This window comes from Paracoccus simplex, assembly GCF_042648325.1.
Lineage (GTDB): Bacteria > Pseudomonadota > Alphaproteobacteria > Rhodobacterales > Rhodobacteraceae > Paracoccus > Paracoccus simplex.
Window position 1 is genome coordinate 56,790 of sequence record NZ_JBHRXE010000008.1, and the last position, 22,406, is coordinate 79,195.

General features: G+C 67.3%; 23 protein-coding genes and 1 tRNA gene. 13 read left to right on the forward strand and 11 right to left on the reverse strand.

What is annotated here, in order from left to right; genetic code table 11:
- The first annotated feature begins 16 nt into the window (after positions 1-16).
- Positions 17-2,134, forward strand: coding sequence for a RelA/SpoT family protein (locus ACFOMP_RS03170; protein WP_289895426.1), 2,118 nt, complete (start codon positions 17-19; stop codon positions 2,132-2,134).
- 12 nt (positions 2,135-2,146) lie between these two features.
- Positions 2,147-2,797: a DUF2062 domain-containing protein gene (locus tag ACFOMP_RS03175; RefSeq protein WP_289895427.1), complete on the forward strand. Its 651-nt coding sequence runs from the start codon at positions 2,147-2,149 to the stop codon at positions 2,795-2,797.
- Here ACFOMP_RS03175 and ACFOMP_RS03180 read toward each other — a convergent pair.
- The 3 genes from ACFOMP_RS03180 to ACFOMP_RS03190 form a co-directional block, all read right to left on the reverse strand.
- Positions 2,794-4,104 carry an NAD(P)/FAD-dependent oxidoreductase gene (locus ACFOMP_RS03180; protein ID WP_379027853.1) on the reverse strand — a complete coding sequence of 437 codons (1,311 nt, stop codon included), beginning with the start codon at positions 4,102-4,104 and terminating at the stop codon, positions 2,794-2,796. The genes ACFOMP_RS03175 and ACFOMP_RS03180 overlap by 4 nt on opposite strands.
- Positions 4,105-4,169: 65 nt before the next feature.
- Positions 4,170-5,528, reverse strand: coding sequence for a glutamine synthetase family protein (locus ACFOMP_RS03185; RefSeq protein ID WP_289895429.1), 1,359 nt, complete (start codon positions 5,526-5,528; stop codon positions 4,170-4,172).
- The gene (locus tag ACFOMP_RS03190) at positions 5,525-6,235 is read right to left on the reverse strand and encodes a type 1 glutamine amidotransferase (RefSeq protein WP_379027854.1); all 711 of its coding nucleotides are present in this window, start codon (positions 6,233-6,235) and stop codon (positions 5,525-5,527) included. Before ACFOMP_RS03190 ends, ACFOMP_RS03185 begins: the two co-directional genes overlap by 4 nt.
- 141 nt (positions 6,236-6,376) lie before the next feature.
- Here ACFOMP_RS03190 and ACFOMP_RS03195 point away from each other — a divergent pair, with 141 nt between their 5' ends.
- The 3 genes from ACFOMP_RS03195 (at position 6,377) to ACFOMP_RS03205 (ending at position 8,773) form a co-directional block, all read left to right on the forward strand.
- Positions 6,377-7,504 carry an aminotransferase class V-fold PLP-dependent enzyme gene (locus ACFOMP_RS03195; RefSeq protein WP_379027855.1) on the forward strand — a complete coding sequence of 376 codons (1,128 nt, stop codon included), beginning with the start codon at positions 6,377-6,379 and terminating at the stop codon, positions 7,502-7,504.
- A gap of 112 nt (positions 7,505-7,616) precedes the next feature.
- Positions 7,617-8,045 (forward strand): DUF883 family protein, encoded by a 429-nt coding sequence (locus ACFOMP_RS03200; protein ID WP_289895432.1) that lies wholly within the window; start codon positions 7,617-7,619, stop codon positions 8,043-8,045.
- Positions 8,046-8,053: 8 nt separating this feature from the next.
- Complete coding sequence (locus ACFOMP_RS03205) at positions 8,054-8,773, forward strand: phage holin family protein (protein WP_379027856.1); 720 nt, start codon at positions 8,054-8,056, stop codon at positions 8,771-8,773.
- A 57-nt stretch (positions 8,774-8,830) separates the two neighbouring features.
- On the opposite strand, the gene grxD is transcribed toward ACFOMP_RS03205, so the two are convergent.
- From grxD to ACFOMP_RS03220, 3 genes are all read right to left on the reverse strand, one after another.
- Positions 8,831-9,193 carry a Grx4 family monothiol glutaredoxin gene (gene grxD, locus ACFOMP_RS03210; RefSeq protein ID WP_019351557.1) on the reverse strand — a complete coding sequence of 121 codons (363 nt, stop codon included), beginning with the start codon at positions 9,191-9,193 and terminating at the stop codon, positions 8,831-8,833.
- A 42-nt stretch (positions 9,194-9,235) separates the two neighbouring features.
- Positions 9,236-9,478: a BolA/IbaG family iron-sulfur metabolism protein gene (locus ACFOMP_RS03215; protein ID WP_019351556.1), complete on the reverse strand. Its 243-nt coding sequence runs from the start codon at positions 9,476-9,478 to the stop codon at positions 9,236-9,238.
- Between the two features lie 194 nt (positions 9,479-9,672).
- Positions 9,673-9,747, reverse strand: a tRNA-Gln gene (locus ACFOMP_RS03220).
- A 97-nt stretch (positions 9,748-9,844) separates the two neighbouring features.
- Between ACFOMP_RS03220 and ACFOMP_RS03225 the strand changes: the two genes are divergently transcribed.
- Positions 9,845-11,056, forward strand: a complete 1,212-nt coding sequence (locus ACFOMP_RS03225; RefSeq protein WP_289895434.1) for a BaiN/RdsA family NAD(P)/FAD-dependent oxidoreductase — start codon at positions 9,845-9,847, stop codon at positions 11,054-11,056.
- Here ACFOMP_RS03225 and kdsA read toward each other — a convergent pair whose 3' ends face one another.
- Genes kdsA through ACFOMP_RS03240 form a run of 3 tightly spaced genes read right to left on the reverse strand, consistent with a single transcriptional unit; the run spans position 11,057 to position 14,269 of the window.
- Positions 11,057-11,890, reverse strand: a complete 834-nt coding sequence (kdsA, locus tag ACFOMP_RS03230; protein WP_289895435.1) for a 3-deoxy-8-phosphooctulonate synthase — start codon at positions 11,888-11,890, stop codon at positions 11,057-11,059. It lies immediately after the preceding gene.
- Entirely contained in the window at positions 11,887-13,632 is a 1,746-nt protein-coding gene (locus tag ACFOMP_RS03235; RefSeq protein WP_379027857.1) for a capsule biosynthesis protein, read from the reverse strand. Before ACFOMP_RS03235 ends, kdsA begins: the two co-directional genes overlap by 4 nt.
- Positions 13,616-14,269, reverse strand: coding sequence for an ABC transporter ATP-binding protein (locus ACFOMP_RS03240; protein WP_019351755.1), 654 nt, complete (start codon positions 14,267-14,269; stop codon positions 13,616-13,618). Before ACFOMP_RS03240 ends, ACFOMP_RS03235 begins: the two co-directional genes overlap by 17 nt.
- Positions 14,270-14,456: 187 nt before the next feature.
- On the opposite strand from ACFOMP_RS03240, the gene ACFOMP_RS03245 reads away from it, so the two are divergent.
- Together ACFOMP_RS03245 and ACFOMP_RS03250 are read left to right on the forward strand one after the other, a co-directional pair.
- A complete protein-coding gene (locus ACFOMP_RS03245; RefSeq protein ID WP_379027858.1) occupies positions 14,457-15,074 on the forward strand; it encodes a uracil-DNA glycosylase family protein in 618 nt (205 codons plus the stop codon).
- The gene (locus ACFOMP_RS03250; RefSeq protein WP_379027859.1) at positions 15,058-15,810 is read left to right on the forward strand and encodes an SseB family protein; all 753 of its coding nucleotides are present in this window, start codon (positions 15,058-15,060) and stop codon (positions 15,808-15,810) included. Before ACFOMP_RS03245 ends, ACFOMP_RS03250 begins: the two co-directional genes overlap by 17 nt.
- A gap of 68 nt (positions 15,811-15,878) precedes the next feature.
- Here ACFOMP_RS03250 and ACFOMP_RS03255 read toward each other — a convergent pair whose 3' ends face one another.
- Positions 15,879-16,439, reverse strand: a complete 561-nt coding sequence (locus ACFOMP_RS03255) for a YcbK family protein (protein ID WP_019353498.1) — start codon at positions 16,437-16,439, stop codon at positions 15,879-15,881.
- 309 nt (positions 16,440-16,748) lie between these two features.
- Here ACFOMP_RS03255 and ACFOMP_RS03260 point away from each other — a divergent pair, with 309 nt between their 5' ends.
- The 5 genes from ACFOMP_RS03260 to ACFOMP_RS03280 all read left to right on the forward strand — a co-directional run bounded on the left by ACFOMP_RS03260 (position 16,749) and on the right by ACFOMP_RS03280 (position 21,666).
- A complete protein-coding gene (locus ACFOMP_RS03260; protein ID WP_379027860.1) occupies positions 16,749-18,383 on the forward strand; it encodes a L,D-transpeptidase family protein in 1,635 nt (544 codons plus the stop codon).
- 44 nt (positions 18,384-18,427) lie between these two features.
- Complete coding sequence (locus ACFOMP_RS03265) at positions 18,428-19,522, forward strand: UDP-3-O-(3-hydroxymyristoyl)glucosamine N-acyltransferase (protein ID WP_379027861.1); 1,095 nt, start codon at positions 18,428-18,430, stop codon at positions 19,520-19,522.
- Between the two features lie 49 nt (positions 19,523-19,571).
- Entirely contained in the window at positions 19,572-19,832 is a 261-nt protein-coding gene (locus ACFOMP_RS03270) for an acyl carrier protein (protein ID WP_019353206.1), read from the forward strand.
- Between the two features lie 137 nt (positions 19,833-19,969).
- Positions 19,970-21,178 (forward strand): beta-ketoacyl-[acyl-carrier-protein] synthase family protein, encoded by a 1,209-nt coding sequence (locus tag ACFOMP_RS03275; RefSeq protein WP_379028068.1) that lies wholly within the window; start codon positions 19,970-19,972, stop codon positions 21,176-21,178.
- 164 nt (positions 21,179-21,342) lie between these two features.
- Complete coding sequence (locus tag ACFOMP_RS03280; RefSeq protein ID WP_289895441.1) at positions 21,343-21,666, forward strand: 2Fe-2S iron-sulfur cluster-binding protein; 324 nt, start codon at positions 21,343-21,345, stop codon at positions 21,664-21,666.
- Positions 21,667-21,678: 12 nt separating this feature from the next.
- Here the strand turns inward: ACFOMP_RS03280 and ACFOMP_RS03285 are convergent, their stop codons facing one another.
- Entirely contained in the window at positions 21,679-22,347 is a 669-nt protein-coding gene (locus tag ACFOMP_RS03285) for a TetR/AcrR family transcriptional regulator (RefSeq protein WP_379027862.1), read from the reverse strand.
- Positions 22,348-22,406 lie beyond the last annotated feature (59 nt).

Consider the following 22,406-nt stretch of genomic DNA (forward strand, 5'->3'; position numbering starts at 1 on the left):
AGGTCTTCGGCTGAACATGATCGACGTCGAAGACCTGATCGCGCTTATCCGCAATTACAACCCGCGCACCAATGCCGAGTTGATCCGCGACGCCTATGAATACGGGCGTCGCATGCATGAGGGGCAGTTCCGCCACTCGGGCGAGCCTTATTTCACCCATCCCGTCGCCGTCGCTGCCATCCTGACCGAGATGCGGCTGGACGACGCGACGATCATCACCGCGCTGCTGCACGACACCATCGAGGACACCCGCTCGACCTGGTCCGAGGTGTCGCAGATGTTCGGGCGCGAGATCGCCGATCTGGTCGATGGCGTGACCAAGCTGACCAACCTGCAGCTGTCCGGCGCCCACTCCAAGCAGGCCGAGAATTTCCGCAAGCTTTTCATGGCGATGTCCCGCGATCTTCGCGTGATCCTGGTCAAGCTGGCCGACCGCCTGCACAATATGCGCACCATCAAGTCGATGCGGCCGGAAAAGCAGCTGCAGAAAGCGCGCGAGACCATGGACATCTTCGCGCCGCTGGCCGGCCGGATGGGCATGCAATGGATGCGCGAGGAACTGGAAGACCTGGCCTTCAAGGTGATCAACCCCGAGGCGCGCAATTCGATCATCCGCCGTTTCGTGTCGCTGCAACGCGAATCCGGCGACGTGATCCCCAAGATCACCGCCGATATCCGCGCCGAGCTGGAGCGCGAGGCGATCGAGGCCGATGTCTATGGCCGCGCCAAGCGCCCGTTCAGCATCTGGCGCAAGATGCAGGAAAAACAGCTTTCCTTCTCGCGCCTGTCGGACATCTACGGCTTCCGCATCATCACCCGGACCGAGGCCGACTGCTATCGCACGCTGGGCGTCATCCACCATCGCTGGCGCGCCGTGCCGGGCCGGTTCAAGGATTACATCAGCCAGCCCAAGGCCAACGGCTATCGCTCGATCCACACCACGGTCTCGGGCCGCGACGGCAAGCGGGTCGAGGTGCAGATCCGCACCCGGCAGATGCACGAGGTGGCCGAGGCCGGCGTCGCCGCGCATTGGGCCTATCGCGACGGCGTGCGCACCGAAAACCCCTTCGCGGTCGATCCGGGCGAATGGATCGCCAGCCTGACCGAGCGTTTCGGCGAGGAAGATCACGACGAATTTCTCGAGCATGTGAAGCTCGAGATGTATTCCGACCAGGTGTTCTGCTTCTCGCCCAAGGGCGACGTGATCCCGTTGCCGAAAGGCGCCACGCCGCTGGATTTCGCCTATGCGATCCATACCCGGCTGGGCTCGTCCTGCGTCGGCGCCAAGGTGGACGGCATCCGCGTGCCGCTGTGGACGCGGCTGAAGAACGGCCAGTCGGTCGAGATCATCGCCGCCTCCGGCCAGCGGCCGCAGGCGACCTGGCTCGACATCGTGGTCACCGGCCGCGCCAAGGCCGCCATCCGCCGCAGCCTGCGGCAGGAGGACCGGACACGCTTCATCCGCCTCGGCTCGGAACTGGTTCGGGTGGCCTTCGAGCATGTCGGGCGCAAGGTCAGCGACAAGGCGCTGCGCACGGCGGCCAAGACCATGGCGCTGCCCGACACCGACGAGCTGCTGGCGCGCATCGGCAGCGCCGAGATTTCGGCCCATGACGTGCTGACCACGCTTTATCCCGAACTGGCCGAGAAGCGCAGCGAGATCGACGCCAAGCGCGCCGTCGCCGGGCTGGAGGCCGACCAGGAATTTACCCGCGCCCCTTGCTGCAACCCGCTGCCGGGCGAGCGCATCGTCGGCATCACCTATCGCGGCAAGGGCGTGGTGATCCATGCCATCGACTGCCCGGTGCTGGCCGAGTTCGAGGACAGCCCGGAACGCTGGGTCGATCTGCACTGGCGCGAGGGCCAGCACCCGGCCGCCTATTCGACCATGCTGTCGTTGACCATCCGCCACGATGCCGGCGTGCTGGGCCGGATCTGCACGCTGATCGGCGCGCAGGGCGCCAATATCTCGGACCTGGAATTCATCGACCGCAAACCGGATTTCTATCGGCTGCGCGTCGAGATCGAACTGCGCGACCGCGAGCATCTGCACACGCTGCTGACCGCGCTCGAGGCCGAGAGCGACGTGGCGCAGGTGTCGCGCATCCGCGACCCCTCGGCCCATGTCGCCTGAGGCGGGCCGCACATGTTCAAGCGCCGCAAGCCGCTGAGCTATGCTCAGATGTGGACCGAGATGTTCTACCCGCGCTCGGGCTGGAAGCGGGCGTCGAAATACGTGCTGCATCGGCTGCGCCGCCTGCCGGACCAGCCACATCGCGTGGCGCGCGGCTGGGCCTGCGGCATCTTCATCTCGTTCACGCCGTTCTTCGGCTTCCATTTCATGGGCGCGGCGGCGCTGGCCTGGCTGATCCGCGGCAATATCCTGGCGGCGCTCTTGGGCACCTTCGTCGGCAACCCGCTGACCACGCCCTTCATCGCGCTGACCTCGGTCGGGCTCGGCCGCTGGATGCTGGGGGTCGAGGGCAAGTTCACCCCGCATCTCATCTTCGGCGAATTCGCCCGTGCCGGCGGCGAGCTGTGGAACAACCTGCTGGCGCCGCTGAGCGCCGAGCGCACGGCGCATTGGGACCAGCTGCTGCAGTTCAACGAGCAGATCTTCCTGCCCTATGCGGTGGGGGGCATCCTGCCCGGTCTCGCCGTCTCGGTGGCGGCGCATTACCTGACCGTGCCGCTGATCCGCGCCTATCACCGCCACCGCGAACGGCAGATGGCCGAGCGCATCGCCCGCGCCAAGGCCCGGCGCGAGCGCGAACTGGCCGGGAAATCCGAAGGCTAGAAGCCCAGCCGGTCGCGCAGCGAATACCAGCCCATGCCGGCGACCAGCAGCGGCCAGCGCAGCGCCGCGCCGCCGGGGAAGGCGGGCGAGGGCAGGGCGGCCATGGTGTCGAACCCCTCGGCCTGGCCCTGCACCGCCTGCGCCATCAGCTTGCCGGCCAGCGTCGCCAGCGCCAGCCCGTGCCCGGAATAGCCGCTGGCCGACAGGCAATTGGGCGCCGGGCGGGCGAAACAGGGCATCCGGTTCATGGTGATCGCCAGCGTGCCGCCCCAGGCATGGGTCAGCGCCACATCGGCAAGGCCCGGATAGATCTCCAGCAGCGGCTTCCTGACCTTGGCGGCGATATCGGCGGGAAAGCGATAGCTGACATTCTCGCCGCCGCCGAAGATCAGCCGTCCCTCGGGGTCCAGCCGCCAGTAGTTCACCACGAATTTCGTGTCATGCACGCCGATGGGCCGGGCCAGCACCTCGGCGGCGCGCGCCCCCAAAGGCTCGGTCGCGGCGATGAAATTGTTGATCGGCATGACGCGGGCGGCGACATGGCTGTCGAGATGGCCCAGATAGCCATTGGCCGCCAGGATGACATGGTCGCAGATCACCCGGCCCTTGCCGGTCTGGACGATGCTTTTTTCGCCGGCCTTCTGGCCGTGGCGGATGTGGTGGACATGGCTCAGCTCGCGGATCCGGGCGCCGGCGGCATCGGCCAGCCGCGCCATGCCGATGGCCAGGTTCAGCGGGTTGAGATGCCCGGCGCCGCGATCCAGCTCGCCGGCGACATAGGCCTCGGACGGCACCAGCGCGCGGAATGCGTCGCGGTCCAGCGCTTCGATCCGGCCATAGCCGTAATCGCGGGCCAGCCTGTCGATCAGGGCGCGGGCATGGTCGAACTCGGCCGGCTTGCGAAAGGCATGGGCGATGCCGTCCATCACCGGCACGCCGGCGCGGGCGGCCAACTCGCGGGTCAGCCGCTTGGCCTCCTCGGCCATGTCCCACAGGCGGCGGGCGGCCTCGCGCCCGGCCATGGCTTCCAGCTCGTCCACCTCCAGCCGCTGGCCCGAGCCGAGCTGGCCGCCATTGCGCCCCGAGGCGCCGAAACCGACGCGATGCGCCTCCAGAACCGCCACCTCGCGCCCCGCCTCGGCCAGGTGCAGCGCCGCGGAAAGGCCGGTATAGCCGGCGCCGACCACCACGACATCGGCGCGTTCCTCGCCCCGCTGCTCGGGAAAGGGCGGCAGCGGATCGCGGGTGGCGGCATAGAGGCTGGGCGGATATTCCCCCAGCCGGTCGTTGGAAAACAGCAGGTTCATGCTCCGGCTTTCACCGTTTCTCAAATACCCATCCGAACGGTCCAGACCTCCCGCCCGTGCCGATTTCACACATTCAGCAGCAGGTGCTCACGCTCCCACGGGCTGATCACCTGCAGGAATTCCTTGTATTCGTTTCGCTTGACCGCCTGGTAGACGTCGATGAACTCGGAGCCCAGAACTTCGCGCATCGGCGCGCTCTCGTCCATCAGATCCAGGGCATCGCCCAGGTTATAGGGCAGCCCGTCCTCGGACATATAGGCATCGCCCAGGCATTCCGAACGCGGATTCTCCGCCTCGATCAGCCCCAGATAGCCGCAGGCCAGGCTGGCGGCGAGGCCCAGATAGGGGTTGCAATCCATGCCCGCCAGCCGGTTCTCGACCCGCCGCGCCTCGGGGCCCGAGATCGGCACGCGCAGCCCGGTGGTGCGGTTGTCGCGCCCCCATTCCAGGTTGATCGGCGCCGCGAAGTCAGGGACGTAGCGGCGATAGCTGTTGACATAGGGCGCCAGCAAGGCCACCGCCGCCGGCAGGTGCTTCTGCATTCCGGCGATGAAATGCAGGAAGGCCGGCGTCTCGCGTCCCTGTTCGTCGGAAAAGATGTTGCGCCCGTCCTCGATCCCGACCACGGAATGGTGGATATGCATGGCGCTGCCGGGCTCGCCCTCGATGGGCTTGGCCATGAAGGTGGCGAAACAGTCGTGGCGCAGCGCCGCCTCGCGGATCAACCGCTTGAAATAGAAGATCTGGTCGGCCAGATGCACCGGGTCGCCATGGTTCAGGTTGATCTCGACCTGGCCGGCGCCGCCTTCCTGCAGGATGCCGTCGATCTCGAAGCCCTGCGCCTCGGCGAAATCGTAGATGTCGTCGATCACCTTGCCGTATTCGTCCACCGCCGACATGGAATAGGCCTGTTTGGCGGCGGCGCGGCGGCCGGTGCGGCCCATGGGCGGCATGATCGGCTGGTTGGGGTCGATGTTGCGCGCGACCAGGAAGAACTCCATCTCGGGCGCGACGATCGGGCGCCAGCCCTTCTGCCGGTAAAGATCGACCACCCGCTTCAACACGTTGCGCGGCGCGATCGGCACCGGTTTGCCGGACTGGTCCGAGACGTCATGGATCACCAGCAGCGTCACGTCCGCCGTCCAGGGCGCCGCCGTCGCGGTCGAAAAATCCGGCGTCAGGATCATGTCCGGCTCGGTGAAGGCGCCCGAGGGATTGTCGGCCCAGTCGCCGGTGATCGTCTGCAGGAAAATCGAGTTCGGCAGGTAGAAGCGTTCCTGATGCGCGAATTTCGACGCCGGCATGGCCTTGCCGCGCGCCACCCCGGCGATGTCGGCGACGATGCATTCCACCTCGTCCAGCCGCCGCCCGGCGACGTAATCCTGGGCGGCCTGCGGGGTCTCTTCGATCCAGTGCGATTTCATGCGGCACCCTGTTTCATCTGCGCCGCAAAGACGCGCGGAGCCTTGAAGAAGGCCTCGATCCGGTCGGCGATGCTGCCCGACTGCAGCGGTCCGCCCAACCGTGCCTGCGCCTGCTGCTGCAGATCCTCGGGCACCACGCCTCTGGCGCGATGGTCGATCAGCCCCTGGATGAAGGCATCCTCGAATTCCGGATGCGCCTGCACGGTGAAGGCGCGGGTGTCATAGACCAGCGCCGCGTTCTCGCAGAAGGCGTTGCTGGCCACCACCTCGGCATCGGCCGGGCGCTCGGCCACCTGGTCCTGATGCCAGGCGTTCAGCGTCACCGGCTCGCCGCTGAAATCGTAATCCTGCGGGCCGACCGCCCAGCCGCCGGGATGCTTCGCGACCTTGCCGCCCAGGGCCTGGGCGATGATCTGGTGACCGAAGCAGATACCGACCATCGGCACATGCGCGGCATAGGCCTTGCGGATGAAATCCTCGAGCGGCGGGATGAAGGCGTGCGCTTCATAGGCGCCATGGCGCGAGCCGGTCAGCAGCCAGCCGTCGGCCTCGTGGACGCTTCCGGGAAATTCCATGTTCTCGACATGGTAGCTGGTGAAGTCGAAGCCCCGTCCGGCCAGGAGCCGCTCGAACATGGTGTCATAGTCACCCAGTTCGCCGCGCAGAAGCTCGGGCGATTGGCCGCATTTGAGAATGCCGATACGCATGGATTGGCCTGTCGGTTGTTCGCCCTCAAGCTAGTCGCCGGGGCGCTTGCCGGCAAGGGGCTGCGACTTTCCGCGGGGCTGGCCCATGCCGGCGGGCCGCGCTAGGCTTGCCCGCAGGATCAGCAGGACAAAGGATTGACCATGCCCGGACTTCGCCCAGATGTGGACCCCGAGGGGTTGCAGGAATTCTCGGTCGTCTTCACCGACCGCTCGCTCAACCACATGTCGCAGAAATTCCAGGGCGCGATGCGCGACATCTCGGCCACGCTGCGCGAGGTCTATGGCGCCGAGGCCGTGGCCCTGGTGCCCGGCGGCGGCACCTGTGCGATGGAGGCGGTGGCCCGCCAATTCGGCCGCGACGCCCATGCGCTGATCGTCAGGAACGGCTTTTTCAGCTATCGCTGGAGCCAGATCTTCGAGACCGGTGGCTTTGCGCGCGAGACGACGGTGATGTCGGCGCGACCGGCGGGGAACGAGGTGCGCGCGCCCTTCGCCCCGGCCCCGATCGAGGAGGTGGTGGCGAAGATCCGCGACGGCCGGCCCGATGCCGTCTTCGCCCCGCATGTCGAGACCGCCTCGGGGATGATCCTGCCCGACGACTATATCCGGGCGCTGGCGACCGCCGCGCATGAGGTCGGCGCGCTGATGGTGCTCGACTGCATCGCCTCGGGCGCGATCTGGGTCGACATGCGCGAAACCGGCGTCGACGTGCTGATCTCGGCGCCGCAAAAGGGCTGGTCGGCCTCTCCCTCGGCCGGGATGGTGATGTTCTCGCCCCGCGCGCTGCAGCGGCTCGAGACGACCTCCAGCGACAGTTTCGCGCTGGATCTGAAGAAATGGCGCGCGATCATGAAAGCCTATGAGGACGGCGGCCACGCCTATCACGCCACCGTGCCGACCGACGCGCTGATCGGCCTGCGCGACGCCATGGCCGAGACCCGCGAAATGGGCTTCGAGGCCGCGCGCGAGGCACAATGGCGGCTGGGCGGTGCCGTGCGGGCCGAACTGGCGCGGCGCGGGCTGCGCTCGGTCGCGGCCGAGGGTTTCGCGGCGCCGGGGGTGGTGGTCTGCCATACCGACGATCCCGAGGTCTCGACCGGCCGGAAATTCCTGGCCGAGGGCTACCAGATCGCGGCCGGCGTGCCCCTGCAGATCGGCGAGGGCGAGGGGTTCCGCAGCTTCCGCATCGGGCTTTTCGGGCTCGACAAGCTCAAGGATGTCGACGGCACGCTGGCGCGGCTGATCCCGGCCTTCGACGCGGTGTTCTGACCCGCCGGCCCGGGCGCGTCCGCGGGGACAAAGCGTCGCAGGGCTGGAACAATCCGCGGGGCTCGACCGTTGGCTTGCCGAACTGGGAGACTGTCTTTGAAAGGAGACAACCATGGCGAACAAAGAAGCGACCCCCGAAGAGCTGAAAGCCGAAGCGCGCAAGGCGGCCGACGAGATCGGCCGCCACGCCCGCCGCGCCGCCGACGAGGCGAGCGAGGCTTTCGAGACCGCGCGGGATCGTGGCACCGACCTTTACGAATCGGCCCGGGAAAAGGGCGCCGAATTCGTCGATTCGGCCCGCAAGCGGGGCGAGGAATATCTCGAGGGTGCCCGCGAGCGCGGTCATGACTATGCCGAGCGTGCCCGCCGCGAGGCCCGGCGCATCTATCGCGAGGGCGAGCGCCGCGCCGGCGAGGTCGCCTCCCATGCCGAGGATTATTACGACGAGGTGTCGGGCGCGGTGCGCCGCAACCCGGCCCAGGCGCTCGGCATCGCCGCCGGCCTCGGCTTCCTGCTTGGCCTGATCATCGCGCGCCGCTGAGCCCGCCGATGTTCGATTACACCAGGAACCTGCAGCTTGCCGTGACGGACAGGCTGCGCCGCGCAGGGCTGATGGCCGGCGCAGGGGCGGTGCTGCTTGTCGCGGCCGGCTTCCTGCTTGCGGCGCTGTGGACCTGGCTGGCCTATCATCTGCATTGGGGCCCGCTGGGGGCCTCGCTGGCGATCGGCATCACCTTCCTGCTGGCCGGGCTGGTGATGATGCTGATGGCGCGCCACGAGCGCCACCGGCTGCCCCGCACGGATGAGTTGAAGGCCGAGATCGAACAGAAGCTGACCATCGCCGCCGATATCGCGGTCGAGAAGGCCACCGGCGCGGCCGATGCCGCACTGGAGAAGGCTTCGCAAAAAGCCAGCCACCTGATGCAGCAGGCCGAGCAGCGCGTCCACGCCGTTGCCGACAGCATCTCCTACAAGGCCGACCGTTTCGCCGATCGGGCCGAGGCACGGGTCCAGGGCGCGGCCCGCAGCGCCGGTGAAAACGCCGCCCGCAGGCTGGGTCTGCCCCCCGATGCCATGCAGCGGCTGTCCGGGCGGTTGGGCGAGATGTCGCAGTCGCGGGCCGCCGGCCTCGCCCCGCTGATCGGGGCTTTTGCGGTCGGCATGACGCTGGCCTCGCGCGTGCAGGCCTGGCGGCACCGCGACGGCGGGGATGATGCGGAATGGGACGATGCCGGGGACTGGCCCGACGATCCCTACGACCCTTATTAACCAACGTGAAAGCCCGCCTTGTCGGCGGGCTTTCACGTCTCTGCGGTCTGGAATGCCTCAGGCGTTCGCTTCGCGGATCTTGTTCGCGGCGTCCTTGTCATAAGCCACCCCGGCCTTGTCGAGCAACTGATCCAGCTCGCCCGACAGCGTCATCTCGGTGACGATGTCGCAGCCGCCCACGAACTCGCCCTTGATATAAAGCTGCGGAATGGTCGGCCAGTCCGAGAACTCCTTGATGCCTTGCCGGATCGTCTCGTCGGCGAGCACGTTCACGTCGCGATATTGCACGTTCATGTAGTTCAGCACTCCGGCCACCCGGCTCGAGAAGCCGCATTGCGGCATTTCCTTGGTGCCCTTCATGAACAGGACGACATCATTGCCGTCGATGGTTTCCTGGATCTGCTGGCGCGCTTCGGTCATTCTGCTGGTTCCTTCCTGAAGCATGGTCATGCTTGCCTGCTTTTACTCGGGGGCCTTGGTGGTCAACGCCAGCGCGTGCAGCGCGCCTTGCGGGCCGTCCATCTTGCCCTGCAAGGCGGCATAGACGGCGCGCTGCTGCTGGACGCGGTTCTGGCCACGGAAGCTTTCGTCGATCACCTCCGCAGCATAGTGATTGCCGTCCCCGGCAAGGTCGGTGATGGTGATCTTGGCATGCGGGAAGGCAGCGCGGATCAGGGCTTCGATGTCCTGGGCTTCCATAGCCATGGCGGTTCCTTTCACTGTTCTCCATGATGTAGGCGAAGCCCGCGCAGGCCGCAAGATCACCACCTTGCCGCAGGGGCCGCAGCATCGGGCAAGGCGAGAGTCCCGGCGCCGATGCCCGGAGACACGGCTTCGCCATAGCTGACGCAGAATCGGGAAACCGGCGATAGTAGATTGATTTCAGGGATGAAATGAATTGGCTGGGGCGGTAGGATTCGAACCTACGGTACACGGTACCAAAAACCGTTGCCTTACCACTTGGCCACGCCCCAACTCTGTGGAGGCGTATCTATCCAAGCCGGCAGGAGCGTGCAAGGGGCAAAAAGGAAAAATCTTGTGGCTTCCCGCCGAGGCATTTATGCGCCCCGCATGGAACAGGCGGATACAGTCATTCTGGGTGCCGGCGCGGCCGGGCTTTTCTGCGCGGGCACGATTCTCGAGCGGCTGCAGGGCCGGGGCGGACAGCGCATCGTGGTCCTGGATCACGCCCGCGCGCCGGGCGAGAAGATCCGGATCTCGGGCGGCGGGCGCTGCAATTTCACCAATCTGGCGACGGCGCCGGACCGATTCCTGTCGCAGAATCCGCGCTTTGCCGCCTCGGCGCTGGCCGGGTTCGCTGCGGCGGATTTCGTCGCCATGGTGGACCGGGCGGGCATTGCCTGGCACGAAAAGACCCTCGGCCAATTGTTCTGCGACGGCAGCGCCCGGCAGATCATCGACCTGCTGCTGCACCGGATGCGGGGCGCCGAGCTGCGCCTGGACAGCGCCGTCGAGAGCGTCGAGCCCCTGGCCGAAGGGTTCCGCATCGCCACGCCGCGCGGCCCGTTGCAGGCGCGCCGGGTGGTGGTGGCGACCGGCGGAAAATCCATCCCGAAAATGGGCGCCACCGGGATCGGCTATGATATCGCCCGGCGCTTCGGGCTGGACATCGTCGAGCCGCGGGCCGGGCTGGTGCCGCTGACCTTCGCGCAGCAGGACCTGGACCTGTGCCGGCCGCTGGCCGGGCTGTCCGTCACCGCCGAGGTCGGCCATGGCGCCGGTCGGACCCGGGCGCTGTTCCGCGACGGGCTGCTCTTTACGCATCGCGGCCTCTCGGGACCGGCGATCCTGCAGATTTCCAGCTTCTGGCGGCCGGGCGAGACGATCCGCGTCGATCTGGCGCCGGATGCGGATATCGCGGCAGGGCTGCGGGAGTTGCGGGGGCAGGGCGGCCGGGTCGCGGTCGCGACGGCGCTGTCGCGCTGGCTGCCGGCACGCCTGGCCGAGGCGATCTGCGCCGAGCTTGAGCTTGCCGGGGCACGGCTGGCCGACCAGGGCAATGCGACGCTGGACAGCATTGCGAACCGGGTCAACCGCTGGCATCTGCGCCCGGTCGGTTCGGAAGGCTGGCGCACGGCCGAGGTCACGGTCGGCGGCGTCGATACGCGCAGCCTCGATTCCCGCAGCATGCAGGCGAAGGCCGTGCCCGGGCTCTACTGCATCGGCGAAGTCGTGGACGTGACCGGCTGGCTCGGCGGCTACAATTTCCAATGGGCCTGGGCCTCGGCCCATGCCGCGGCCCAGGCCATCGCCGCCGGCTGATCAGCCCATCACCGGGTCCGACTTGGCCAACGCGTCGAAGCGCATCAGCGAGCCGACCAGAGCCGGCATCCGATCCAGATGAATCATGTTCGGCCCGTCCGAGGGCGCGTTGTCGGGATCCTCATGCGTCTCGATGAACACCCCGGCCACGCCGATCGACACGGCCGCCCGCGCCATGAGCGGGGCGAATTCGCGCTGCCCGCCCGAGGAACCGCCCTGGCCGCCCGGCTGCTGCACGGAATGGGTCGCGTCCATGATCACCGGCCAGCCGGTGCGGGCCATGATCGGCAGGCTGCGCATGTCGGCAACCAGGGTGTTGTAGCCGAAGCTGACGCCGCGCTCGGTCAGCAGGATGCGCTGGTTGCCGGTCGAGCCGACCTTGTCGGCGACATTCGGCATGTCCCAGGGGGCCAGGAACTGCCCCTTCTTGATGTTGACCACCGCCCCGGTTTCGCCCGCCGCCAGCAGCAGGTCGGTCTGACGGGACAGGAAGGCGGGGATCTGGATCACATCCACCACCGCGCCGGCCATGCGCGCCTGCTCGATATCATGCACATCGGTCAGCACCGGGCAGCCGATGCGGCTGCGCACCTCTTCGAGCATTCGCAGCCCTTCCTCGATGCCGATGCCGCGGCGCCCCCTGAGCGAGGTGCGGTTGGCCTTGTCGTAGCTGGCCTTGAACACGTAGCCGGCGCCTGCCTTGGCACAGGCCTCGGCCACGGTCTCGGCGATCATCAGCGCATGATCGAGCGTTTCGAGCTGGCAGGGCCCGGCGATCAGCACCAGGGGCAGATCGTTTCCGAAAGTGACATTGCCGGTCTGGACATGGTTCATGAGGACACCTGTTCGCGCAGGATCGAGGCCGTCAGCGAGAGCATCAGGTAGATGCCCGCGAAGATCAGAAAGGCGACGATCGTGTTCTGGAAAGCCTTGGGATAGGTCGGTTCGTCCGGCGGCACCGGGGCCACCGACAGCGAGAGATAGCGGACCTGCTTGTTCGCCTCGATGCGGGCGTTCTCCATCTGCGCGGCGGCGGCGGCCAGCAGTTCCTGACGGGTGAGCAGGTCGGATTCGGCGATGCGGATCTCGCCCGAGATGGTGGCGAGCGAGCCGCGGGCATTGTTGCCTTCGGTCAACTGGCTGCGGGTGTCCGCCAGCATCTCCTCGAGCCGGCTGATGTCGCCCATCACCCCGGCGACCCGGCTTTGATTCGGCCGCAGGTTCGATTGCAGCTGGCCCAGCTCCAGCTTCTTCTCGGCCAGCTGGCGCTCCAATTCGGCGATATGGCCCATGATCACCGAGCCCTCGGCCGCCGGGTCGAGCACGCCGAGCTTCTGTTGCAGTTCCTGCACGCGGCGCTGCGCCGCCTCGACCTTCGCCTCGGCGTCCTGATAACTTTCGATGGCGCCCTTCATCTGATCCTCGCGCAGCCGGGCGGTCATCTGGTCCACCTGGCCCTCGGCATATTTGATCAGCGCCAGCGAGAATTCCTGGCTCAGCTTCGGGTCCGGGGCGATCACCTCCATGTTGATCACGCCTTCGGTCGGGTCGTAGCCGATCTTCACCGAGTTCTGGTAAAGCTTGTAGGTCTCCTCGTTGGTCGCCTCGGGCAGCAGGCGCAGGATCGGGTCGATGGCGGCGACCTGGAAGGCCTGTCGGAAACCCAGATCCCTGTCGAGCCGCAGCATGGCATCGCGCGACGTCAGGTAGCTTTGCACCGAGACCGAGTCGGTATTGGTCGCCAATTGCGTGCCGCTGAACAGCCCTCCCAGGCTGGCGGAACTGGACTTGTCGGCCTGCTGGATCTGGAATTGCGACACCGTGGCGTAAAGCGGCGTCGCGACGAAGAAATAATACCAGCCGGCGATCAGCGTCGGCAGGATGACAAAGGCCGCCAGCCGGCCCAGCAGCATCAGCAGCTTGCGGCGCCGCCGGCGGGCGATGTCCTGCTGGATGCGGATGATCTCGGCGGCGCGGCGATCCTCGGTCAGCGCCTCGCGCGAGGGCAGCTTGGTCGTGCCGGGCGGCAGCGGCATGATCTCGGTGCCGCGGCCGCGGCGCGCCGGGGTGTTCTTGCGGGTCGGCACCGGCATGTTGGCCGAGGCTGCCGGCTCGGCCTGCGCCTGGGCGCGCGCGCCCTCGTCGGACAGGATCTTGCCCACGGCGGCGCGATGGAACGGGTCGATGCCGCGGTCACGCAGCACCACCACCGCCTCGTGGTCGGAATCCACCTGGATCTCGTGCATGGCGGCAATACGGCGTGCCATGCGCAACTGCCGGTCGGTCAGGTTCTCGGCCCGCACCGCCGCGATCCGCTCTTGCATCGAGGGCTGGCCCTCGGTCGGCGGCTTTTGCGGCGCCGCGCCGGGAAAGCGCATGTCGCCGAACCCGTCATCGCCGGCCGCCGCCTCGAAAAGCTGCTCGGGCCCGGCGGCGGGCCTTGTCGCCTCGTCGCGCTTTTGCACCGAGATCTGCACCTTGCGCGCCGTCTCGACCGCATTCGACCCGCGCTGGACCGCCAGAACCGATTCCTCGCGGCTGATGCGATAGGCGCGCGCCTTAGGCGGTGTAGTCATAATATTGCCTTGCCTCTTCGAGGGTTTCAAACTGATAAAGCTTGCCGTCGCGCAATACGGCCGCGCAATTGCAGAATTTCTCGATGGTCTGGGCCTGGTGCGACACCACCACCACCGTGGCCGATTTCAGCCGGTCGTAAAGCACCGAGCCGGCCTTGCGGTTGAATTCCGCATCCGTGGTGGTCGGCATGCCCTCGTCGATCAGGTAGACGTCGAATTCCAGCGCCAGCATCAGCGAAAAGGTGAAGCGCGAGCGCATCCCGGCGCTGTAGGTGCCGACCGGCATGTCGAAATATTCGTCGATATCGGTCAGCCAGCGGCAGAAGGCCTCGACGTAATCCGGGTCGAGCCCGTAGATGCGGGCGATGAAGCGGGCATTCTCGTTGGCGCTGAGCGTGGCGGTGATGCCGCCCATGAACCCGAGGGGGAAGGACACGCGGCAATCGGTGCGGATCGTGCCCTCGTCTGGCTTTTCCAGCCCGCACATCATGTTGATGATCGTGGTCTTGCCAGTGCCGTTCGGCGCGAGGATGCCTATGGACCGTCCCAGCTCGATGCGGAACGAGGCGCGATCGAGGATCACCTTGCGCTGGGTCCCGGTCCAGAACGACTTGGAGACATCGTCGAATTCGATCATCTGACCGTCCCGATCCGCGCATCCCGCGCAGCTGACAAACTGACAAGCCGCCGTGCAGGATCAGCCCGGCGGGGCTGGCCGGACATTATGCGCAGGGGCATCCGCTGTCCACCATGGCCGATCAATGCTTGAAACATCGTGAATGCCCGGTCTTTTTTCCGGCGCATTTCATCCATATTTGCGGGTCATGGCTTTCTCCGGTGATCTTGTGCGGAAAATCGCGGATTGCAGGCTCTGTGCGCCGCGGTTCGCGCAGACTGCGACCCGCCACAGCCCGCGTCCCGTCGCCTGGTTCGCGCCGGGCGCCCGCATCCTGGTCGTCGGGCAGGCGCCGGGCATGCGGGTGCATCTGGCGGGCCGGCCCTTTGCCGACCGGTCCGGCGACCGGTTGCGCGACTGGATGGGGGTCACGGACGAGGTCTTCTATGACCGGACGCGCATCGCCATCGTGCCGATGGCCTTCTGTTTCCCGGGCTACGACGCCAAGGGCTCGGACCTGCCGCCGCCGCCGATCTGCGCCGCCACCTGGCGGGCGCGGGTCATGGAGGAGCTGCAGCCGGACCTGACCCTGCTGGTCGGCGGCCATGCGCAACGCTGGCATCTGGGGCAGGCGGCCAGGGGCGGCGTCACGGCCACGGTCGCCGGCTGGCGCGACCATGCACCGCGCATCTTTCCCTTGCCTCATCCGTCCTGGCGCAATACCGCCTGGCTGCGGCGCCATCCCTGGTTCGAGGCCGAGTTGCTGCCCGAGCTGCGCGCCGCCATTGCCGGATTGCTGAGAGAGGCCGATGACCCCGCTGGATGAGCTTTGCCAGATCCCGTTTCACGAGGCCGAGGCGCCGGCGCGGGCGCGCATCCTGTCCCGCCTCGCCGATACCGAGCTTTTCGCCGCGCTGGTTGCCGAACCGCCGGACGACAGGGCCGAGCTGCGCATCTTCGACCTGCCCGACGGGCCGGTGGCGCTGGCCTGCGACGGCGAGGACCGGCTGGCCGATTTCCTGGGCGGGCCGGTCGCCTATGTGGCGCTGCCGGGCCGGGTGCTGGCCGCCGCCCTTGCCTCGGAAGGGCGGGGGCTGCTGGTCAATCCCGGCCATGCCTCGCAACTGATGCTGGATGCCGGGATGCTGGCCTGGCTGGTCGGCGCCCTTGAGGCGCGGCCCAGCATGGCCCCGGATGAGGCGGCGCAGAGCCTTTCGGCACCGGCGCCCGACGCCGTGGCGCTGCTGGCCGAACCCCTGGCGCAGCGGTTGGCGGATATGGCCGGGCTGGTGCCGCGGATGGCGCTGGTCGCCGCGCAATGGCGCGATGGGCGGCGCAACCATGCGCTGCTTCTGGACGGCGTCGATCCGGCGCATGAAGCGGCGATCGCCAAGGCCCTAGCCGAGTTGCTGGCCTTCCTGCCGGAATTGCCGGGCGGCGTGGACATCGGATTCGCGGCGCGCGATCTGCCGCGCGGGGCGCTGATTCTCGAACCGCCGCCCCCGCCCTCGGCGCCCGAGCCGGCCCGGCGCGATCCCAAGGCGCCGCCGCGGCTGCGCTAGGCGCAAAACGAAAACCCGCCCCAAGGGGCGGGTCTTTGCGTGATCATCGGATTGTGATCTTTCGCGAGTCAGGCGCCCCAATGGCGGACCGGGCCGCAGTCCATATGGACGAAATTCGAGCGCGAATATTTGCCGACGCCCCCCGCCCGGCAGGCGGCAGCGGCCTTGTACATCTGCCCGACCGAGCGCGATTTCAGGCGCAGATCGGCGGCCTTGCCCACCATGTGCAGCGAATTGCGCGCCACGCCCGAGGACCGCGACCGCAGCATGGCGTTGGTCTTGGGCGAGCGATAGCCCGACAGCATCATGTAGGGTTCGTTGGTTTGCAGCAGCCGGTGCGAGGCTGCGGCGATATCGACGGTGCGCGGGTCGATCCCGATCACCTGGCCCGTGCGCCAGTCGCGCATGAACACGTTGATTTCATTCAGGGCGTCCCGGATATACTTGCCATCGACCCAATAGACCGTGTCGATGCTTTCGCCCGTGCGCCCCGAATACATGCGAATGCGGCGGATGTCGCCGGCGCCCCGCATCAGTCCGAAGGCATTGGCCATAACCGGCGCTGCTGCCACGGTCGTCGCCGCAAAGGCACCAAGGATGCCCCGACGCGAGATGGTTTCAAACGTCATGTCAGATCGCCTGTCCTGCTTCGTTGTGTCGCCGCCCGTTCTGGGGCGACCCGGCCCCGGTTTAGCCGGGACTGGTTAAGAATATGTCACTGCCGCGCGAGCAGAGGGAAGCGTTTCGTTCCGGACGCGGCGAAGTTCCGCCCTTCTCGGCAAAAATCCGCCGATAGACGATCCGAATCGGAACCCGGCCCAATGTTTTTCAACGGCCGTGCTCGGGCCGCATCAGTGACGCAAGAAAAAAATGCCTGCGCTGGACCCCCAACCCGGCGAATGAGAAGATTTCCGCCACCGGAAAAGGAATAGTTAAAGGTGCATTTCGCAGGACCGATTCGCCTTCTGATTGTCGCCCTTTTGCTGGGGGCCGCGCCCCGGCTGGCGGGGGCGCAGGCGTTGGACGCCGTGCCGGTGGCGGCGCTGCCGGCGCCCCGGCTGGCCTTTTCGGAACAGGAGATGGCGCTGGCGCAGCGGGTCGCCGGCGATCCCGGGCTGGCGGATTTCTATGGAACCAACGGCTTGCAGCCGATCTTCCTGGGGCCGGAGGGCGCGCCGCGGCGCGCGGCGCTGATCGAAGCGGTAGGGCAGGCGGCTTCGCACGGACTGCCCCCGGCGCGCTATCGTCAGGCCGCCTTGCGCAGGCTCGACCGCGAAGGCGTCGATTCGGTCGAGGAGGAACTGGGTTTCGCCCGCGCCTTCGCCCGCTGGAGCCATGACGTCTCGGGCGGCATCCTGGATCCGCGCAAGGTCGAAAGCGGCATCAAGCGCGAGGTGCAGCGGCCGCGCACCGGCGATCTCATGCGGGAATTCGCCCGCGCCGCCGATCCGGCCGCGGTTCTGGCGGCATTGCCGCCGCGCGATCCCCGTTACGAGGCGCTGCGCAGCGCGCTTGGCCGGCAATCGCAACTGGCCGCCCCGGCCGAGGTGCCCCTGGTGCCCGAGGGATTGTGGCGCGAGGGGATGAGCGATTCTGCCGTGGCGATGCTGCGGGTGCGGCTGTCCTCGATCGGCTTTGCCGCGCCGCCGCTGGGCAGCCCGGCCAGCTTCGACGCGCCGCTGGCGCAGGCGGTGGCGGCCTATCAGCAGGCGGCGGGCCTGCCGGCCGATGGCGTGGCCGGGCCGCGGACCGTCGCCCGGCTGAATCGCGGCACGGGCCCCGAGGCCGAGGCGATCCTGGTGGCGCTGGAGCGGATGCGCTGGATGGCCGGCCACGACCTGAACGCCCGCCATGTGTGGGTGAACCTGCCCGAATACAATGCCCGCATCTTCGAAGGCGGCCGCGAGATCTTCGAAACCCGCGCGGTCATCGGCAAGGCGAACCGCGAATTCGAGACACCGGAATTCAGCGAGACGATGAAATATCTGGTGGTCAATCCGCGCTGGAACGTGCCGCGCTCGATCACCGTCAAGGAATACCTGCCGCGGCTGCAGGCGAACCGCTACGCGGTCGCGCATCTCGACGTGGTGGACGGGGCGGGCAATGTCATCCCGCGCGACCGCATCGACTTTCGCCGATACAGCGCCGCGAGCTTTCCCTATCGGATGCGGCAGAAACCCAGCGACGACAATGCGCTGGGGGTGGTGAAGTTCATGTTCCCCAACCCCTGGAACATCTACCTGCACGACACCCCGACCAAACATCTGTTCAACCAGTCCTCGCGGGCCTATTCGCATGGCTGCATCCGCATCGGCCGGCCCATAGACCTGGCGCATGAACTGCTGCGCCCGCAGGTCGCAAACCCCGATGCGGTCTTCGCCAAGGCGCTGAAATCGGGGCGCGAGACCTATCTGAACCTGCGGCCGCCGGTGCCGGTGCATCTGGTCTATTTCACCGCCTTCCCGGACGAGACCGGGAAGATCCACCGTTTCCCCGACATCTATGGCCGCGATGCGCTGATCCAAGCGGCCCTGGTCAAGGCCGGACTGGATTCCGCCGCCGCGGATGAATAGATGAACCCCGAACCACAGGGCTCGAACGACCAGGGGGAAGTCGCATGACATTGACCATCGCCGAACTGGCCCGCGCGCTGGATGCCCGTCTTTGGGGCGACGGCAGCCTGATCGTCACCGGCGCCGCCGAGGCCGGGCAGGCTGGGCCGGGACAGATCGCGCTGGCGACCTCGTCCGCCTATGCCGAGAAACTGGCGCCCGGCGGCATGGCGCTGCTGGCCGATGGCAGCGACCCCGAGGCGCTGGGGCTTCGGGCCGCCATCCTGGTCGCGCGGCCGCGGCTGGCCATGGCCGGGCTGACCCGCGCCTTCGATCCCGGCCCGGGCATCGCGCCGGGCATCCACCCCAGCGCCGTGATCGACCCCGGCGCCGAGATCGCGCCGGATGCGGCCATCGGCCCCTTCGTGGTGATCGGGGCGGGGGTGCGCATCGGCGCGGGGGCACGCATCGCCGCGCATGTCTCGATCGGCGCCGGCACCGTGATCGGGCGCGATGCGCTGATCCATCCCGGCGTGCGCATCGCCCATGACGTGACCCTCGGCGACCGGGTGATCCTCAATCCCGGCGTCTCGATCGGCGGCGACGGCTTCTCCTTCGTCACGCCCGAGAAATCCGGGGTCGAGGAGATCCGCGAGACCCTGGGCGGACGGGCCGAGATCCGGGCGCAGCACTGGACGCGCATCCATTCCCTGGGCGGGGTCGAGATCGGCGACGATGTCGAGGTCGGGGCCAATGCCACCATCGACCGCGGCACCATCCGGGCCACGCGCATCGGCCGCGGCACCAAGATCGACAACCTCGTGCAGATCGGCCACAATTGCGTGGTGGGCGAGGATTGCCTGCTTTGCGGCCTGGTCGGCATCGCCGGCTCGGCCCGCATCGGCAACCGGGTGGTGCTGGGCGGGCAGGTCGGCGTCTCGGACAATATCTTCGTCGGCGACGACGTGATCGCCGGCGGCGCCACCAAGATCTTCACCAATGCTCCGGCCGGCCGGGTGCTGCTGGGCAGTCCGGCGGTGAAGATGGAAACCCATGTCGAGGCGCAGAAGAACATCCGCCGCCTGCCGCGGCTTTATGCACAGGTGGCCGAACTTCGCGAAACTGTTAAGAAACTGCTCGACAAGGACGCCCGGGAATAGCATTCCCCGGGGACAAGATCGCCCCGCAACGGGCACAACGGAGGCCGAGATGACAGAAGTCCGCGACCGCATCGTCCAGATCATCGCCGAACAGGCGATGCTGGATCCCTCGGAGCTGAAGCTCGACATGTCGCCGCAGGAGATCGGCATCGACAGCCTGGGCCTGGTCGAGTCGATCTTCGCGCTCGAGGAGGAATTCGACATCTCGGTGCCCTTCAACGCCAACGAGCCCGAGAAATCGGAGTTCGACATCTCGAGCCTCGGCAGCATCATCGCGGCGGTCGAGAAACTGGTCGCTGAAAAGGCATGAACGCCAAGAAGGTCAAGGGCGAGAAGCCGCCCAAATCGGAACGCAAGCCCGGCAAGGTCAAGGGCAAGATGAAGTCCGCGACCAAGATCGCCCGCACCGTGCTGGGTCGGGTGATCATGGGACGGCACGCCAATGGCATGCGCCGCGTCGCCATCACCGGCATGGGCACCGTCAACGCGCTGGGGCGCGACGTGCCCTCGACCTTCGCGGCGATGCGCGAGGGCCGCTGCGGCATCGGCCCGCTGGATTTCCGCGACGTGGACCGGCTGGCCATCCGGATCGGCGGCCAGGTCCGCGACTGGGAGCCGGAGACCTATTTCAACCGCCAGCAGATCGTCCTCTATGACAAGTTCACCCAGTTCACGTTGCTGGCCGCGCGCGAGGCGGTCGAGCAATCCGGGCTGATCTTCGAGGGCGAGCTGGGGCTGCGCTCGGGCGTGGTGCTGGGCACCGCCGCCGGTGGCATGAACACCTGGGACGAGAATTACCGCACCGTCTACGAGGAGGGGAAGAACCGCGTCCATCCCTTCGTGGTGCCCCGGCTGATGAACAACGCCGCCTGTTCGCATCTCAGCATGGAATACGGGCTTCTGGGGCCCAGCTTCACCGTGGCGACCGCCTGCGCCAGTTCCAATCACGCCATGGGCATGGCCTTCAACATGGTGCGGTCCGGCGCGGCGACGGTGATGCTGACCGGCGGCTCCGAAGCGATGCTCTGCTTCGGCGGCGTCAAGGCCTGGGAAGGGCTGCGCGTGATGTCCAAGGACGCCTGCCGGCCGTTCTCGGCCACCCGCAACGGCATGGTGCAGGGCGAGGGGGCGGGGGTCTTCGTCTTCGAGGATTGGGAACATGCGGTGGCGCGCGGCGCCGACATCCTGGCCGAAGTGGTGGGCTTTTCCATGTGCGCCGACGCCCAGGACATCGTCATGCCCTCGGCCATCGGCGCCGAGCGGGCGATCACCGGCGCCATGCAGGATGCCCATGTGCGGCCCGAGGAGATCGGCTATATCAACGCGCACGGCACCGGCACGGCGGCGAACGACAAGACGGAATGCGCGGCGGTGGCGCATGCCTTCGGCCATCACGCCGACCGGCTGATGATCTCCTCGACCAAGTCCATGCACGGCCATCTGATCGGCGGCACCGGCGCGGTCGAGCTTCTGGCCTGCATCATGGCGCTGCGCGACGGCGTCATCGCGCCGACCATCGGCTATGAGGAGCCCGACCCGGAATGCGCGCTGGACGTGGTGCCGAACGAGGCGCGCGAGGCCAGGGTCGAGGCGGTGCTGTCCAACGCCTTCGCCTTTGGCGGGCTGAACGCGGTGATCGCGCTGCGCAAGGCCTGAAGCCGCGCCGCATGGGAAGGAAAGGGGCAGGGGCGCCGCCCCCTCGGCGCGGGCCGCGCCTTCTCCCCGGGGGATTTGGCAACGGAAAAGACCGGCGGCCGGGAACGGGGCTTTTCAGCCCGTTCCGGATGGCCTATCTGCGGGGCAAAGAAGGAAGGCACCCCATGGCGAAGATTACCTATATCGAGCATAACGGCACCGTCCACGAGATCGACGTCAAGCCCGGCATGACGGTGATGGAGGGCGCGCGCGACAATGGCGTTCCCGGCATCGACGCCGATTGCGGCGGCGCCTGCGCCTGTTCGACCTGCCATGTCTATGTGGCGCCGGAATGGGTGGACCGCCTGCCGGCCAAGGATCCGATGGAGGAGGACATGCTGGATTTCGCCTGGCAGCCCGATCCCGAGCGTTCGCGCCTGACCTGCCAGATCAAGGTGACGCCGGAACTGGACGGGCTGGTGGTGAAGCTGCCCGAACGCCAGATCTGAGCCGGGCGGCAGTCAGCCGCTTTTCCGGGCCTTGGCCTGATGCCGGGCCGGGGCGTTCGCCTGGACCAGATTGTCCATGAACATGCCGAAGATCCGTTCGGCCAGTTCCGGGGTCGAGCGATCGTCCTGGGCGAACCAGGGGTCGGTGGCACGGGTCATGAAGATCATGTTGCCGCCCTTGACCAGGCAATGCAGCATCATCGTCGCCAGCTCGATATCGGTTTCCTCGGCCAGGATGCCGAGGCGTTGCGCCTCGACCAGCTTGCGGCGATAGAGATCGCGCATCGAACTGGTATAGCGATGCAGCGTGCTGTCCGGCTTGATCGGCCCGTTCAGGGCGGCGACCAGCAGCCGGAACAGCGCCGGGTTCCTGTCCGCCCAGACCAGATAGCCATGCGCGATGGCGCGCAGCTGTGCGATCGGATCGCTGGTGGTCGAGGAAACCGCGCCCGCGCGCAGCGCGTCATTGAGCAGCGTGACGCCGTGATAGATCATCCCTTCGTGCAGGTCTTCGGGCGACTGGAAGACATCGCCGACCTCGTCCTCGCCGATGCCGGCGAATTGCGCGAATTCAGCCAGGTCGGCCGGCAATTGGCCGTTCCTGCCCAGATAGTCCTGGGCAGCGAAGATCAGTCTTTGATAGACGTTCCCCCGGCTCTCCATCAGCGCTCCCGACAGCATTCGGAACAATCCTAACAGACTTCCGGCATTGCGGAAGCCTGTAATCCTGCAAGATGAGG